This is a genomic window from Micromonospora sp. SL4-19 (genome assembly GCF_047921475.1).
Taxonomy (GTDB): Bacteria; Actinomycetota; Actinomycetes; order Mycobacteriales; family Micromonosporaceae; genus Micromonospora.
Window position 1 is genome coordinate 132477 of sequence record NZ_JBLROB010000009.1, and the last position, 14945, is coordinate 147421.

The 14945-nt window shown below is 72.4% G+C and carries 12 protein-coding genes; 6 read left to right on the forward strand and 6 right to left on the reverse strand.

All coding sequences use genetic code 11. The features are described 5' to 3' along the window. Positions 1 to 101: 101 nt before the first annotated feature. From ACNAVT_RS15130 to ACNAVT_RS15150, 5 genes are all read right to left on the reverse strand, one after another. Positions 102 to 428: a hypothetical protein gene (locus tag ACNAVT_RS15130; protein WP_416296705.1), complete on the reverse strand. Its 327-nt coding sequence runs from the start codon at positions 426 to 428 to the stop codon at positions 102 to 104. A 23-nt stretch (positions 429 to 451) separates the two neighbouring features. Next, on the reverse strand, positions 452 to 853 hold the full coding sequence (locus ACNAVT_RS15135) for a hypothetical protein (protein WP_416296707.1): 402 nt from the start codon (positions 851 to 853) through the stop codon (positions 452 to 454). Next, positions 850 to 1275, reverse strand: coding sequence for a hypothetical protein (locus tag ACNAVT_RS15140; protein WP_416296709.1), 426 nt, complete (start codon positions 1273 to 1275; stop codon positions 850 to 852). Before ACNAVT_RS15140 ends, ACNAVT_RS15135 begins: the two co-directional genes overlap by 4 nt. Positions 1276 to 1501: 226 nt before the next feature. Then, positions 1502 to 1708 carry a DUF397 domain-containing protein gene (locus ACNAVT_RS15145; RefSeq protein ID WP_416296711.1) on the reverse strand — a complete coding sequence of 69 codons (207 nt, stop codon included), beginning with the start codon at positions 1706 to 1708 and terminating at the stop codon, positions 1502 to 1504. A gap of 14 nt (positions 1709 to 1722) precedes the next feature. Further along, positions 1723 to 2592, reverse strand: coding sequence for a helix-turn-helix domain-containing protein (locus ACNAVT_RS15150; protein WP_416296713.1), 870 nt, complete (start codon positions 2590 to 2592; stop codon positions 1723 to 1725). 279 nt (positions 2593 to 2871) lie between these two features. On the opposite strand from ACNAVT_RS15150, the gene ACNAVT_RS15155 reads away from it, so the two are divergent. From ACNAVT_RS15155 to ACNAVT_RS15170, 4 genes are read left to right on the forward strand one after another with little or no spacing between them, the layout of a single operon-like run. Beyond that, positions 2872 to 5703 carry a phage tail protein gene (locus ACNAVT_RS15155; protein ID WP_416296715.1) on the forward strand — a complete coding sequence of 944 codons (2832 nt, stop codon included), beginning with the start codon at positions 2872 to 2874 and terminating at the stop codon, positions 5701 to 5703. After that, the gene (locus ACNAVT_RS15160) at positions 5704 to 9468 is read left to right on the forward strand and encodes a hypothetical protein (protein ID WP_416296717.1); all 3765 of its coding nucleotides are present in this window, start codon (positions 5704 to 5706) and stop codon (positions 9466 to 9468) included. Beyond that, positions 9446 to 10528: a hypothetical protein gene (locus ACNAVT_RS15165; RefSeq protein WP_416296718.1), complete on the forward strand. Its 1083-nt coding sequence runs from the start codon at positions 9446 to 9448 to the stop codon at positions 10526 to 10528. The genes ACNAVT_RS15160 and ACNAVT_RS15165 overlap by 23 nt, the downstream gene beginning before the upstream one ends. Beyond that, a complete protein-coding gene (locus ACNAVT_RS15170) occupies positions 10525 to 11448 on the forward strand; it encodes a hypothetical protein (RefSeq protein ID WP_416296720.1) in 924 nt (307 codons plus the stop codon). Before ACNAVT_RS15165 ends, ACNAVT_RS15170 begins: the two co-directional genes overlap by 4 nt. A 181-nt stretch (positions 11449 to 11629) precedes the next feature. On the opposite strand, the gene ACNAVT_RS15175 is transcribed toward ACNAVT_RS15170, so the two are convergent. Further along, a complete protein-coding gene (locus tag ACNAVT_RS15175) occupies positions 11630 to 13312 on the reverse strand; it encodes a restriction endonuclease (protein ID WP_416296722.1) in 1683 nt (560 codons plus the stop codon). 298 nt (positions 13313 to 13610) lie between these two features. Between ACNAVT_RS15175 and ACNAVT_RS15180 the strand changes: the two genes are divergently transcribed. Further along, the gene (locus ACNAVT_RS15180; protein WP_416296724.1) at positions 13611 to 14537 is read left to right on the forward strand and encodes a hypothetical protein; all 927 of its coding nucleotides are present in this window, start codon (positions 13611 to 13613) and stop codon (positions 14535 to 14537) included. A gap of 63 nt (positions 14538 to 14600) precedes the next feature. Next, positions 14601 to 14903: a hypothetical protein gene (locus ACNAVT_RS15185; RefSeq protein WP_416285620.1), complete on the forward strand. Its 303-nt coding sequence runs from the start codon at positions 14601 to 14603 to the stop codon at positions 14901 to 14903. Positions 14904 to 14945: the final 42 nt, after the last annotated feature.

Sequence of the window (14945 nt, forward strand, 5' to 3'; positions counted from 1 at the left end):
TCCGCTCGCCGCGCGACGAGCACGGGGGGAACCGCGTCGCACGGTGGCTGAGGCCCGCCGGTCACCGCGTGAACTGCGCGGGTGCGGTGACCGGCGGGGGTCTACATGCGCCAGGTGTAGGTGATGTCGGCCTCGGTGGGGCCGATGACGACCTTGGCGAGCAGCATTTCCAGCACGGACTGGCGGTAGGCGAGCTGGATGTCGGTGAGGGTGGCTCGGCGTTCGGCGGCGGTCCAGGTCTTCGACTCGATGGCGGCGGCGTCGATGAGCTGCTTGTGGCAGCCGAGCCCGCACTTGTAGGTGCGCTTGGGTGCGTGGGTCTGCTGCTCCTCGTCGAACTCGGTGGTGTTGACGGGCACGAGGCGCAGGTCGCAGTGCCAGCAGTGGAGCAGCAGGCGCAGCAGGTACGGGTCGTTGCTGGCGGTCATGCGGGATCGCAGTGTCGGTTGGCTCATCGCGGTCCGTGCGCCGGGGGGCGGCGGTCACCCCCCGCCTGCCCCCCGGCCAGTGCCGGCCGGGCCACGCCGGGAGTTGACGCGACGCCCGTCGGGTTTGCCGGCCACTGCGCCGCCCCGGCACCCCCTGCGGGGACGGCGGACGGAACGGGCCGCTCGTGCCACGGTTTTGGCGCGGCGTCGGCGGCCGTGACGGACGACGGCTCGACCCCTGCCGCCTCGATCACTCGGGATGCGTTGGAGCGGCACCGGCAGCCGAGCTGTCCGCAGGAGCAGACACCGTTCGGTCCAGGCCGGTGGCGCAGGTAGCTGTCGACGGCGGCGCGGTAGAGCACGCTGCCGGGCAGGGTGGTGATGATGTCGGCGGGCAGCCGGGTCGCGGTGCGGAGGCGGTTCACCGGCGGCCTCCGTTGCCTCGGAGCTGCTGGGCGGGGGTGGTGAGCAGCCCGGTTTCCGGCCAGATGATCTCGGTGGGCGCGTTCCAGTTGGGCTGCGCGGTGGCGTGCGGAGGGGCCGGGGTTGCCGGGCCCGCCGGCCCCTCCGAGTTCAGGGCTCCGGTGGCCCACTGCACGGCGGTGCAGGGGAACGGGGAGCTGCACCAGGTGCAGCGGCGGTGGACCTTGACCTTGGGCGGCCAGGCCCGCACCTCGATCTGTGAGGAGCCGGGCAGGTGCACGGCTAGGACGTAGCCGGCGAACGCTTCGCGGTGGTCCCGGCCGGTGAAGACGATGTAGCCCTCGTGGGGGACCAGCTCGCCGGGCGGCGGCGGTGGGACGTCGCCGGCGACCAGCGTGGACGGTGGTGGTGCTGCGTGTGGCACGTGTCCTGACTGGACCATGAGCTGCCCCCAGGGGTGCGGTTCTCGATGGTGGTCACTTGCCGCACGGTGCCGCCTCGGCACCGTGCTGTTTAGCACGGTGCCAGCATGGCACGGAGCCGGTCTATGTCACAAGGGGAACGTGGAAGTTGACTCGGCGTGTCGGTCGTGGACGCGCGAGGGGCCGGCACCGTGCGGTGCCGGCCCCTCTCTGGGGTGCTGCGGTCGGTCAGGCCAGGTCGAACTGGCCCTTCCTCGCGCCGGCGATGAACGCGGTCCAGCCGGCGCTGTTGAAGGTCAGGACGGGGCCAGAGCGGTCCTTGCTGTCGCGGACCAGCATGGTGCTGCCGTCAACGGCGTCGGACACCTCGACGCAGTTCTGGCCCCCGTCGGACTTGGTGGACTTCCGCCAGGGGCGGAAAGCGAGATCACTCATGGTGACTCCCTGGGTCAGGCTTCGGCGGCCACCAGGTCGGCCGCCTTCTGGATGAGGTCCGCGCTGGCCTCGGGGGACAGCGCGGCGTCACGCAGCTGGTCGAACAGCCGCGCGTACCGCTGCGCCTCCTCGGCCTCGGTGACCAGCAGGTCGGTCGTCACGGTGTCGACGGCGACCAGCGTCAGGTCCTCGGGGTCCGGGTAGGCGTACAGGGAGAACGGCGAGCGTGGGACGTACCCGCGTCCCAGCCGGGCGTCAACCGGCAGTATGCGGACGCTGACGTTCTCCCTGGTCGTGGCCAGAGCGAGCAGGTGGTGCAGTTGCTCCCGCATGACGGCGGGCGGCACGGGCAGCCGCTCGATCGCCTGCGGTTCCAGCACGACGTCGTACTCCGACCCGTCGGGGCCGGAAATCTGGAGCTGCCGGCGTGTCCGGCCGGCGACGGTGCCGTTGAGGTCGAAGTCGGCTCCGTCGTCGAGCGCGACCTGGCCCCGGTGGCGGGCGTATGCCTCGGTCTGGAGCAGGCCGGGCAGCAGCGAGTTCTGGTACTCGCGGATCGTGCGGGCGCCGCACTCGATGTCGGCGGTGCGGGCCTGCCGGTCGCCCATGGCGGCGTACTTGGCCTCGGTCCACCAGCCCTTGGCCAGGCCGTCCCGGGCGACCCGCTGGAGCGCCCGGTAGCGGTCGTCGCTCTCGGGGAGCAACACGTCGAGGATCCGCAGGATGGTGTCCAGCGGCCGCCGCTCGCCGTTCTCCACCTTCGACACCGCGGTGCGGTCCAGGCCGGCCTCGCGGCCGAGCGCCGCGCCGGTCATGTCGTTCGCCTCCCGCAGCTCGCGGATGGCGCGCCCGAGGCGAAGACGTCGGGCGAGGGGGCTGATCACGTGTGCTGCACCTCCGGGCGTTGGCACGGTGCCAGGTTGGCACGCGGCCTGCCGTGAGGGTACGCGGCGACGGCGGGGGGCGGTATGCGTGAGGCTTTCGGCTGGCCCGGCGTGGTGGCTAGGCTGTGCGGCAAGACTCGGCGCGCGGGACGGGTCGGGCTCGCTGGATGAGCGCCCGCGGAGGGCTCCGGTTGCGTCACCGGGGCCCTTCGTCTGTCCACATCGCCATACGGTCGCAGTGAGAGACTGCGACCGTTGAATCCGGTCTACGCTGGGGGCGTGGCGCTGGGCAAGGCGTATATCGAGATCATCGGCGACGTGCGGAAGTTCGCGCCGCAGCTGAAGGCCGGACTGACCAAGGCGCTGAAGGTCACCGCGATCACCGGGGTCGGCGCGGCGGCCGCCGCATCGGCCGGTCAGGTCGTCGGCCTGGCCGCCGCCTTGGCGCAGACCGCCGGGGCGGCGTTCGCCCTGCCGGCGGCGATGGCGGTCGGCGCGTCGGCGATGGCGGCGTTGAAGGTCGCCATCTCCGGCCTCGGGGACGCGTTCTCCGCGGCCGTCGAGGGCGACATGAAGAAGTTCGAGAAGGCCCTGGAGGACCTGTCGCCGCAGGCGCAGCGGGTGGCCCGGGAGTTCCTGGCGATCCAGCCGGCGCTCACGTCGATCAGGACGGCGACGCAGGACGCGTTCGCGGCCCCGCTGGTGGGGCAGATCCAGGCGACCGCCTCGGCGCTGTCCGGGTACCTGCGCGTGGGCCTGGCCGGCGTCGCCGCCGAGTACGGCAAGGCGGCACGGCAGGCGCTGGAGTTCGCCCGCCGGGGCGCCACCGTGTCGGTGCTGCGCGGGGTCCTCGACACGACGCGCGCCTCGGTGGCGAACCTCAGCGTCTCGGTGGGGCCGGTGCTGGCCGGGTTCCGCGACCTGGCGGTGGTGGCGCTGCCGACGATCCGCGAGCTGTCCGGTGTGGCCGGCGGGCTGGGCGTGAAGTTCGGGACGTGGCTGTCGTCGATGGCGCAGAGCGGCCAGGCGGCGGCGGCGATCCAGGCGGCGCTGGGCGTCATGCGTCAGCTCGGCGCGGTCGCGGTGAACGTCGGGTCGATCATCAGCTCGGTGTTCGCGGCGGCCAACGCGCAGGCCGGCGGCGGCGGGCTGCTGGGGACGCTGGTGACGGTGACCGGCACGCTGCGGCAGTTCCTGTCGTCGGCGGAGGGTGGGACGGCCCTGCAAGGGCTGTTCGCCACGCTGGGCACCCTGGCGGCCGGGCTGTCACCGGTGTTCGGGACGCTGCTCGGCATCATCGGCGAGTCGCTGGTGCCGGCGCTCATGCCGATCGCGCAGGCGGTCGTGCCGGCGTTGCAGGCCCTCGCGTCGGGGCTCGGGCCGGCGGTCGCCGCTCTCGGCCCCGCCCTGGGGCCGGTGTTCTCCGCGCTGTCGGTCGGCATCCAGGCGCTCGCCCCGGCGCTGGGCCCGATCGGTCAGGTCATCGCGTCGATCGCACTGGCGCTCGCGCCGCTGCTGCCGGTCATCGGGCAGCTGATCACCATGCTGATCGGGCCGCTGGCCACCGCGCTGAACGCGCTGGGCCCGCTGCTCGGACCGCTGGTGTCGGCGCTGGGCCCGGTGCTGCTCCAGATCGGTCAAACGCTCTCCGCGGTCCTCGCCCCTGTCGCCGGGCTGCTCGCCGAGCTGTTCACCCAGCTGGGCCCGCCGCTGGGCCAGGTGGTCGCCGCCCTGGGCACCGCGCTCGCGCCGATCCTCGCCGCGGTCGGCCCGCTGATCGGGACGCTGGTGCAGGCGATCATGCCGCTGATCCCGACGATCGTGTCGCTGCTCCCGCCGCTCGTCGAGATCGTGGTGGCGTTGACGCCGCTGATCCAGCTGGTGGCGCAGCTCGCCGCTGTGGCGGTGCAGCTCGTCGCGCCGCTGCTCAAGGTGGGGGCGCTGCTGTTGCAGTTCCTGGTCGCGCAGGCGGTCGCGCCGCTGATCTCGGCGATTGCCGGCGCGCTGGCGTGGCTGCTGTCGCCGCTGACCGGGGTGGCCGAGTGGCTGGGCAGGGTCGCCGGCTGGCTGGCGGGCATCGACTGGGCCGGGGTCGGCTCGGCGATCGGTGGGGCGTTCTCGTCGGCGTGGAACGCGGTGGTCGGGTTCTTCCAGTCGATCGGGCAGTGGTTCGCGGAGCTGCCCGGGAAGATCGGCTCGTTCCTGGCCAGCCTGCCGGGGATGCTGTGGAACCTGTTCACGTCGGCGCTGGACATGGGGTTGCAGGCGGTCGGTGTCGGGATCGGCCTGCTGATCTTCTCGGTGACGCAGCTGCCCGGCCTGGTCCTCAACGGGATCCAGGCGCTGCCGGGGCTGCTGGCCGGGTTCTTCACCCGGCTGTGGGCCAGCGCGAAGGCGCTGACGACGTCCGGCGTCACCGCGGTGGTGTCGTTCGTGACCGGGCTGCCCGGCCGGATCATGTCGGGGCTGTCGCGGCTGCCGGGGGTCCTCGGCGGGGCGCTCACGTCGGCGTGGGCGGCGGCGAAGAGCGCGGCGTCGAGGGGCGTGAGCGCCCTGGTGTCGTTCATCAGCAGCGTGCCGTCGCGGCTGGCGGGGCTGGCCGGGAAGTTCGTGTCGGCGGGCCGGAGCCTCATCGGCGGGTTCATGAACGGGCTGAAGAACATCGGCGGGTTCATCGGGGACGTGGCCGGGTCGATCACGTCGGCGATCAAGGGGTTCATCAACCGGGTCATCGGCAAGATTAACTCGGGTATCGCGTCGATCGACGCGAAGCTCCCCGGGTCGCTGCCGCGCATCCCGATGCTGGCGAACGGTGCGATCCTGCGGCGGCCGACGCTGTTCGTCGGCGGTGAGGCCGGCGACGAGGTGGTGGTGCCGCTGACCCGGCCGCGTCGGGCGCGGGAGCTGGCCGAGCAGTCCGGGCTGATGCGGCTGCTCGGCGAGCCGGGCGGCGGCGCGTCGGTGGTGTTCGGGCGCGACGCGATCCGCGTGACCTTCGAGGGTGTCCTGCCGACCCGGCAGGAGGCGCTGGACACCGGCCGGGCGGTCGGCGAAGGCGTGCTGGAGACGCTGGCCCGCAGGGACGTGGCCACGACCGTGAGGACGATCTGAGTGGGCGAGTACAACCCTGACCGGCCCTACGTGCTGGGGATGCAGTGGGCGCCGCTGGTGGCCGACACGGTGCTGCTCGACACGGGCAGCGAGGTGGGCTACACGTTCCGGGCCCGCGCCAGCCACGCGGCCGGCAGCGGGCTGCGGCGGGTGCGGCTGCACGTGGCGTCACCGCCGCCGGGCCTGCCGAACCGCAAGGAGCTGCTGGTCAACCTGTACCCGGCGGGTCAGGTCGCAGGCACCGGGCCGGTGCGGAAGCTGACCATCCCGGTGCGCGACGGCGCGCTGGTGACCGGCGCGGCCCTGGCCGGCGGGTCGGCGACGCCGCCTGACGCGGTGAGCAACCCGTCCGACCCGCGGCACCTCACGCTGACGGGACCGAACGCGGCAGCCCGGTTCTGGTTCGACACGAACTCGTCGCTGACCCACGCGAAGCTGGACGGCCGGCGGATCCTCGACGTGACGGTGCTGTACGTCATCAGCGGGCCGTTCGCCGACCTGGCCCCGGCGGTTACCCTCGGCCTCGAGCGCCCGTCGTCCGGGGTGAACTGGCTGATGGACGAGACGCTGAACGGGCCGGCGGTCCACAACGGGGTGACGGCGATCGGCCGGTCGCGTCTCGGCGAGCTGAACCCGTGGTGGAACACGGCGGCGGCACCGACGACGGAGCGGGGCAGGGTGCCGTGGCGGGCGCGGAACCTCGCCGGCACCGGCAACCCGCCGGCGGGCCTGCCCTCGCTGTCGGCGTCGGGCGGGACGAACATCAACGTGCGGCTCCAGGTCGCCGCCAACGCGGCGGCCACCGCGGTGTTCCAGGTGCACTACCTCGCGCTGGAGGTGTCGTACGGGGAGGAGAACCGGGTCGGCGGCGGCGGCGTCGACCTGTCCCAGGGGGCCAACTACATCGGCGGCTACTACTACGAGGTGCCGGTCTGGGACGCGGTGAACTTCTCCGGCTCGGTGGACCTCACCGGCGGGCGGGAGTACGCGGTGACCGTCGGGCAGGCGTACGCGGGGCAGCTGTCGGTGGCGTCGCCGGTGCCGGTGAAGGCGGACCGGCTGGGGCCGGTCGAGCCGTACCCGGCGCACCGTGGGGTGCTGCTGCGCAAGACGCTGCGGGCCGGGCAGACGCCGACGGTGGAGACGGTCGACGAGCTGCCGTCGGTGGTGCTGTTCACCGGGATCAGCGCGCCGGGCAACCCGGACCTCAGCTCGCACAGCTACGTGACGCAGGCGGTGGCCACGGTGTCGAAGCTGACGCCGGTGGGCTGGACGATGCAGCAGCTCGTCGAGGACGTGGCGGCGGATTGGGTGTGGGTGCGGTTCTACGCCCGGCACCTGCCGGGCACCCGGGCCCCGCTGGAGCTGGCGCAGGTGTCTGAGCTGGACACGACGCGGCGGCTGGGCCCGATCGCGCGGGTCACGGTGGAGGAGTTCGACGCGCTGCCGGAGATCGCGGACGGCTGGCGGGAGGTGACGGTGCGCCTCGACCCGCCGTACCTGTCCGACGGGCTGGGCGCGACGACGTACTGGACGTTCACCAGCAGCGCGGACGGGCAGTCGCCGTGGCAGGTCCTCGGCGCCGACGCGAACCCGTGGAGCACCCAGCCGGCCGGGTCCGAGGCGGACACCGGGTACGGCGGCCGCACCGCGTGGGCCGTCATCGACGGGCAGTCCGACGAGTCGGCGGACCTGACGCTGATGTTCGCGCAGGAGATGGACGCGGTGACCGGCCTGGCGGTGCAGCCGGCCGTGCAGCCGCTGCGGGTCGTCGACGAGCAGTGCGACCGGCCGGCGGCGAAGATCCCGACCGGCATCCGCTACCACCGGCTGTCGTGGACGGCGGTCAACTCGGCGGTGGTGGGCGGCTGGGGGCACTACGAGGTGCAGCGCCAGGACGACACGATGGCCGCCGACGAGTGGGAGACGATCGCGAAGGTGGTCGAGCCGTCCGTGACGGCGGTCGACGACTACGAGGGGCGGGTGGGCGTCGAGTCGCGGTACCGGATCAGGATGGTGCACCGCCTCGGCCTCGCCGGGCCGTGGTCGCCTCCGGTGGCGGCGACGGTCGCCGTGCCGGGCGTGGAGGGCCGCAACGTCGGCACCGGGGTGCTGATCCTGACCAGCAACCACAACCCGGCCGGGAACCTGGCGTACGTGGAGAACTTCGACCGGTCGTCGGTGGAGGAGTTCGTGTTCCCCGAGGCGGGGCAGGTCGAGCTGCAGGAGATGTTCGACCGGGACTTCCGGACGGCGTTCCGGCCGCTGGAGCGCGGCGGCGTCGAGTTCACCCGGACGGTGCTGGTCAACGTGGCGGCGGTGCCGCCGGACACGATGGACCGCGGCTTCACCGACCTGCGGGACCTGGCGTGGGACACGGTGCCGTACGTGTGCGTGCGGGACGAGCTGCACAACCGGTGGCTGTCGACGCTGCTGGTGCCGTCGGCGTCGGTGAAGCGCCGCAAGGCGGGGCAGCTCCAGCTGGCGCAGGTGCAGGTGGTGGAGGTGACGGCGACGCCGGCCCCGCTGGACGGCGGCCCGGCCGCGTGCGAGGGCCTGCGGCCGGAGGGCCAGGTGTCGTCGGTGACGGCGACCGCGCCGGTGCCTGCGGCCGGCCTCGCCCCGGTCGTGTTCTCCGACGGGTTCAACCGGAACGTGTCGGGCGGCCTCGGGAACGGCTGGGCGATCATCGAGGGCGCGGCGGCCGACTACTCGGTGGCCGCCGAGGCGGCGACGATCAACGTGGCCGGCGGGGGCTCCCGAACGGCGGTCGTCGGCGCGGGCTGGAAGGACGTCGACGTCCAGGCGCGGTTCCAGTTCAACGCCGTGGCGACGGGCCAGCCGATCAACGCGTACCTGATCGGCCGGCACGCCAACGCCAACACGCACTACCGGGCCCGGCTTGCCGCGCAGACGGACGGCAAGCTGGGCGTGGCGATCGAGCGGATTGTGGGCGGCGCGCTGACGAATGTGACGGCGCTGGCGACGGTGCGGGCCACCAACGGCATCGACCTGCTCGGCTACCAGGCGGGCCCGTGGTACTGGATGCGGTTGCAGGTCCGCGACGGGGCGGTCCGGGTGGCGGTGTGGCCGGACGGGCAGAAGATGGCGCGGTGGGAGCAGTCGGCGAAGGACAGCGCCATCGCCGGCGCCGGGCAGGTCGGTGTGCGGGGCGTGGTGACGGCCGGCAACACGAACGCGGCCCCGACGATCAAGGTCGGCGACCTGTCGGTGCGGCAGCCGGCGTCGAACGACCTGGACGTGTGGGTGGAGCTGCGGCCGACCGGCGACGAGTGGACGGCGGAGCTGTCACGCACCGACGACAGCGGGGCGACCGGCTGGAAGCTGACCGCCGACCAGGTGCGGACCTGCCTCAACCTGTGGGGCGGCGCAGGGTTCACCGGCTGCGATGACACGCGGGACCTGGTGGTGACCCGGCAGCGGCGGTGGCTGCGCGCGGTGTACCGCAACGATTTCGTGGGCGACGGCGTGGTGTCGTTCTGGCGCTCGGACGACGGCGTGACGTGGACGGAGCTGGGCGGCCCGGTCGCCGCGCCGGAGCCGCCGACGGTGGACGCGGGGCGGCTGGCGTTGACGCTGACCGGCGGCGTGACGGTGGCCCGGGCCGAGGTGCGCCGGGGCGTCGACGGGTTGGTGCTGGCCGCGCCGGACTTCGAGGGCCAGGCGGCCGGCACGGCCCGGTTCGTCGACGCGCAGGGCAACACGTGGGAGGTGGACGGTCGTGGCATCTGCGCCGTCGCCTGACCTGCTGGACCTGCCCGGCTGGCGCGGGCAGCGGTCGGCGTCGTTCCGGTTCGACCTGATCGACGGGCCGACCGGCGTGCGCCGGGGTGAGCTCACGCCGCTGCGGGACAGTCCGCCGAGCCTGAGCCACGACAGCACGTCGACGATCCCGCGGCGGCTGTCCGGGGTGACCCTCGGCGTGGACGACGCGAAGCGGATCAACCAGCTGACCGACCGGATCGCGCCCCGGATGGTGCTGGGCGACGGCTCGTCGTACCGGCTGGGCCGCTACCTGGTGTCGGACTCGTCGGACCTGGTGACCAGCGCCGGGTCGACGGCGCCGCTGACGCTGCTGGACGAGATGTTCGTGGTCGACCAGGAGCTGGACGTCGGTTTCGACGCGGGCGGGCAGCTCGTCGACCAGGTGGCCGCGCGGCTGGTCGACGGGCTGCCGATCGGGCAGCTGGTGGTCGACGCGACGGAGCTCACGTCGGTGGCGGCCTGGTCGCCGGGCACGTCGCGGGCGAACGCGCTGCGGGACCTGGCCGCGTCGGGCGGGTACTTCATGCCGTGGTTCGACCATCGGGGCTGGCTGCGGATGCGGCGGGCGTTCGACCCGGCCGATGAGGCGGTGACGATCGACCTGGATGCCTCCCGGCGGGTGATCCGGGGGTCGATCTCGCGGGGTACGGACCTGCTGACCGCGCCGAACCGCTTCGTGGTGGTGTCGAACGACCCCGGCGAGGAGGCGGAGCCGGTCGTCGGGGTGTACGACGTGCCGGCGTCGGCGCCGCACTCGATCGCGCAGCGCGGGTTCGTGCTGCCGAAGACGGTCGACGTGCAGGTGCGCTCGCAGGCGCAGGCGACGGTGTACGCGCGGACGTTGGGGCTCCAGCAGACGGTGTACGAGGTGGTGGAGCTGAGCACCCCGGTGGACCCGCGGCACGACGCGTACGAGGTGGTGCGCTGGGACGGGGCGCGGTGGCTGGAGGTCGGCTGGACGATGCCGCTGGTGCCGGGCGGGGAGATGCGGCACACGCTGCGGCGGGCGTACCCGGAAACGGAAGGCGGGCAGGCGTGAGCGGGGACGGGAAGCTGTCGGGCCTGGCGGTGCCGGTGAAGGCGCTCGCGGAGGCGGTGCTGGACCGGGCGGTCCGGCTGGGCCTGGTGTGGCGGCTGCGGCCGGCGACGGTGACGAGCGTGGCGGCCGACGGGACGATCCGGGCGCTGCACGATGGCGACAGCCAGGCGATCCGGGTGACGTCGATGATCGGGCCGGTGGCGGTTCGGGCGAGGGTGATGGTGCTCAAGACGCCGCCCGCCGGAAACCACATCGTCGGCTGGGTGGGCACGCCAGCGCCGGGCGAGCCGTCCGACGCGCTGGTGCAGACGTTCACGCAGAACGGGACGTTCACCGTGCCGGCGGGCGCGCGGTGGATCCGGGCCTACGGCGTCGGCGGGGGCGGCGGGGGTGGCGGGGTGACCGGCGCGGCGAGCGGCAACGGCGCGGCCGGCGGCGCCGGCGGTGGCGGCTACTGCGAGAGCCTGTTCGCCGCCGCGGACCTGGCGGCGAAGGTGGCGGTGACCGTCGGGGCCGGCGGCGCCGGTGGCGCGTTCGGCGGTGGCGGCGCTGGCGGGGCGACGAGCTTCGGTGGGCTGTGGACGGCCGGCGGCGGCGGCTCGGGCGGCCCGGCGGCGGCGAACGCCGGGGACACGGTGGGCGGTCGCGGCGCCGGCGGCACCGCGACGGGCGGAAACGTTCTGAACTCACCCGGCGAGCACGGCGACTACGGTCGGTCTCTCGACAACCGGCACCTGTTCCGCGGCCGGGGCGGCAACTCGTTGCTCGGGTTCGGTGCTCCCGCGTCGGGGTCGGTCAACGGGAACGGGAACAACGCGGAGGGTTGGGGCGGCGGCGGTTCGGGCGCGATCGCCAGCGTGACGTCCCGCGCGGGCGGTAAGGGCTTCGGCGGGCTGGTGGTCGTGGAGGTCGGCTATTAGCCAGCGCCCCGAAGGGCTACCCACTGCAGTAACCCAGGACCGTAACGGGCGGGCGCGGTAGCCACGCCGCGCCCGCCCGGATCTTCCACACGATCCCGTTGAACACCCGCCGGTCGCCGCGCGCGGGCGACCACCCGTTACCGTCGCCGGCAGGTACCGTGACAACGAACTGCCCCACTGCCTAGCTGTAATAGGACTCCAGCGAGTCGGCTTCCACATCACCGGCACCACCGGGGTAGGGGACGTTCAGTTCCTGGAACCAGACGTGCGCCAAGAGCTCGGTGTGGTGATAGAAGATGAGCGCCGACTTCAGCGATCCGAAGGAGGGCTGCTCTTCGAGGTTGTCGAGCGCCCGCTTCAGGTACCCTCCCGCCCGCTTGGCCTGCCCCTCGTAAGTCTCCATCTCGTGCGCCTTGTCCAGGCTGGTGTTCTTCACTGCACGCATGATGCGATCTGCCACAGCCTGGGCGTACTCCTCGACGAGATGCTTCGCCGACCGGCCCCGTGCTGCGCGTACCTGGTCCTCGTCGTCGACAGCCCCGGCGTGGACCAGCGCCACCGCCTGTTCGTTGACCTCGGTGACCGAACCGTTCCGTCCGATCCTGAACAGAGCCACCCCAATCTCGCCTGCGGCGGCTATGGCGGCAGGGGTGTAGCCCGATGTCGAGTAGAAGAGGTGGTACGCGACGTGGGGCCGCGTGCCACGCAACTGCTGGACGGGCGGGGCACCGACGGGTTGAGCGAGCATCTTCACCTGAGCGACGGCCCTGTCCGCTACGACGTCCAGTCCGCCGTCCCGGCCGCTGGTTGTCGTCTCGGCGTCAGAGAAGCCGAGGCTCCGCATGTGAGCGCACGCAATCTCCTCGGCCGTTTGCCAGTCAGCCGGCAGGAAAACCGCGGGTACGGGCTCTACCACCGCCGGCAGGGCTTCCAGGTCCGGCATGACAGGCACGGCGGGAGCCTCGGGCAGACGAAGGATGTGCTTGCCAGCACCGTTTTCGATGATGTCGGGTTCAGGCCCGTCGCGGTCATCGAGGAAGAGCTTGACGCCGTACGACCGTTTGTCCGCGCTCTGCAGGACGGTTGCCCAGCCGGTGTTCGGCCAAATGGTGCCCCCGCTGGTGGTGGCTTGCATGTAACCCCAGGCCTCACCGGCGAAGACGGTGGCGAGGCCCGTTGAGCGGTCGATGAAGATCCAGGAACGGAGAGTGCGGACGGCGACGAACGGGGCGGTTGCCGGTCTCGGCAGGCCGACCGCGTCCAGCACACCGATATCCTTCCTGAGGATGGCATCCGCGATGAGTTCGGCGTGGTCGCCAGGCTCGAGGGAGGATAGGAGCCGACGACCAACCTCGGCGTTGATCCCTCCGGGCGCGCGCTGGGCCAGGTACCTCCGGTAGGCCCAGGCCGTACGGGCGTCATCGCGCAAGAAGTCCGCCATCGGTTCCTCCTCATGAACGGGCCGCTCGGCAGGTCCCACGACCTCCCGAGGCTGTGGGCGGTCACCGTCCGGCGCCGCCGCTACTGGTTCCGGTTCGTCGACGGGCTCGTCGGCTGCTGCCACCGCCGCAGGGAGCGGGGGGCGGTCACGGCTCGGCACCGCCGACTTGGGTTCCTTCCCATCGCCGGTGTGCGGACCACCCCAAATCCCGACGATCGTGAGCCCGACAGCCAGCGCCAAGACGATCCCCCCGATGAGCTTCAGCAGGTTGAGCCAGCCCGGTCCGGGATAGATGGTTTCGCTCGGTACCGCGGCGCATGGTGCAACGAGCAGCACAGTGGCGAGCACGTAAGGCCAGTTCGGCCTCGGATCCTTCTTCGGACCCGTCGCGCCACCTTCGGGAACAGTGGAAGGGCTGATCACGGCGTGGATTGTGACAGGCACTCGGCATCGACGCGTAAGGGTGTTGTCGGTGCCCTGCCGGCCCTGGGCGGTTACCGGGTCAGGCGGACGCCGTAGCCAGCTGACCTGGCCTTGGAAACAGCGCAGCCCCGGACCGCGAAATCCGGGGCTGCGCTGCGTTCACGTGGAGACACCAGCATAGCGGCCCGGTCGAGCGGCGGGCAAAGCACCGCACCGTACGTACATAAAACATTGACGCCACGCCTTGATTCACATACAATGTCTTTGTATGAATCGTCGCCCTCAACAGGAGGTTTGGATGGGCAAGGCATTACTCGTGGCCTGGGGCCACGAGTACGTGGACGAGGTGGTGGACGCCCTCGGCGACGCCGAAGTGGACGTCGTGGTCGGCAAGCCGACCGTCGCGCGGTGGCGTAGCGCACCGCTGGTGCTGATCGACGCCCGCGTGCTGACGCTGGCGGCCGGGATGCCGGCGCACCCGCGGATGGTGGTCGTCGCGCCGGAGAAGCTGGACGGTGACCGGCTGGCCGCCGTGTACCGCGGCTGGCAGGCCGAGTACCCGGAGGTGCCGGTGTATCACCTGTCGACCGGCGCGCCAGCCGTCCGCCAGCTGGTCGCCGAGGCGGCCAAGGGTCAGGCGGCCGAGGTGCGGATCGGCGTGGTCGGCGGCCACGGCGGCGCCGGGGCGACGTCCCTGGTGGTGGCGCTGGGGCTGGTCGGGGCCGAGGAGGGGCGGCGCACGCTGCTCGTCGACGCGGTCGGGCGTGGCGGCGTGGACGACCGGCTGGGCACGCCGGCCGACGAGCTGCGGGTGGTCGACGAGCCGTTCCGGCCGCTGCGGGCGGTCGAGCGGCACGCCGCCGAGGTGAAGGTGGTCGACCTGGACAGGGCGCTGGACGCCGGCCAGGTCGAGGTCGCCCGGCAGTGCGACCTGGTGCTGCTGGTCGCCAACGCGCAGCGCAACCCGATGGCCAGCCGGTGGGTCGCCGCGAAGCTGTCCGAGCAGGGCGTGCGGTGGGCGCTGGTGCCGACGTGGATGCACGACAAGGTGGCGGAGGAAATCGCCCGGGAGTCCGCGGTGCGGCTGCTGGACGAGGTGCCGCTGGAGCCGCCGTCGATCTTCTCGGACGGGCGGGTGCACCTGCTCGAATGCTGCCCGCTGCTCGACCTGGCGCGCGATCTGCTGCGCAGCGCGCCGTACGCCGCCGCCCGGGTGGCGGCCTGACCGCCCCCGGCGGGTGCCGTACATTGACCTTGTATGGCACCAGGCCGTGGGAGGAGAGGAACAGTGAAGGTGAACCAGGCGAAGCTGAAGGCGGTCACTCGGCGGATCGCGGCAGACCTGATGACCCCGGGCCCGGTGGAGATCCCCTCGATGGTGGGGCTCAAGGAGCTGGTTCGCATGTTCGGCGTGAAGGACAACACGCCGTATCAGTGGCGGTCGAAGGGCCAGCTGCCGAAGGAGGACGGCGAGGTCAGCAACAACCCGCAGTGGAAGCTCATGACGATCTACGCCTGGGCCGAGAAGACCAACCGGAAGATCGTGTGGGACCCGTGGGATGTCCTCGAAGAGGCCGACGAGGCGGCGTAGGTATGCACACGCTGGTTCCCATTGCGGCCGTACATGGCGGGT

Excerpts from the sequence above, each read along its gene's own strand:
- ACNAVT_RS15130 (WP_416296705.1), bottom strand. The coding sequence starts at position 428 with ATGACCGCCAGCAACGACCCGTACCTGCTGCGCCTGCTGCTCCACTGC.
- ACNAVT_RS15145 (WP_416296711.1), bottom strand. The coding sequence starts at position 1,708 with ATGAGTGATCTCGCTTTCCGCCCCTGGCGGAAGTCCACCAAGTCCGAC.
- ACNAVT_RS15180 (WP_416296724.1), top strand. The coding sequence starts at position 13,611 with ATGGGCAAGGCATTACTCGTGGCCTGGGGCCACGAGTACGTGGACGAG.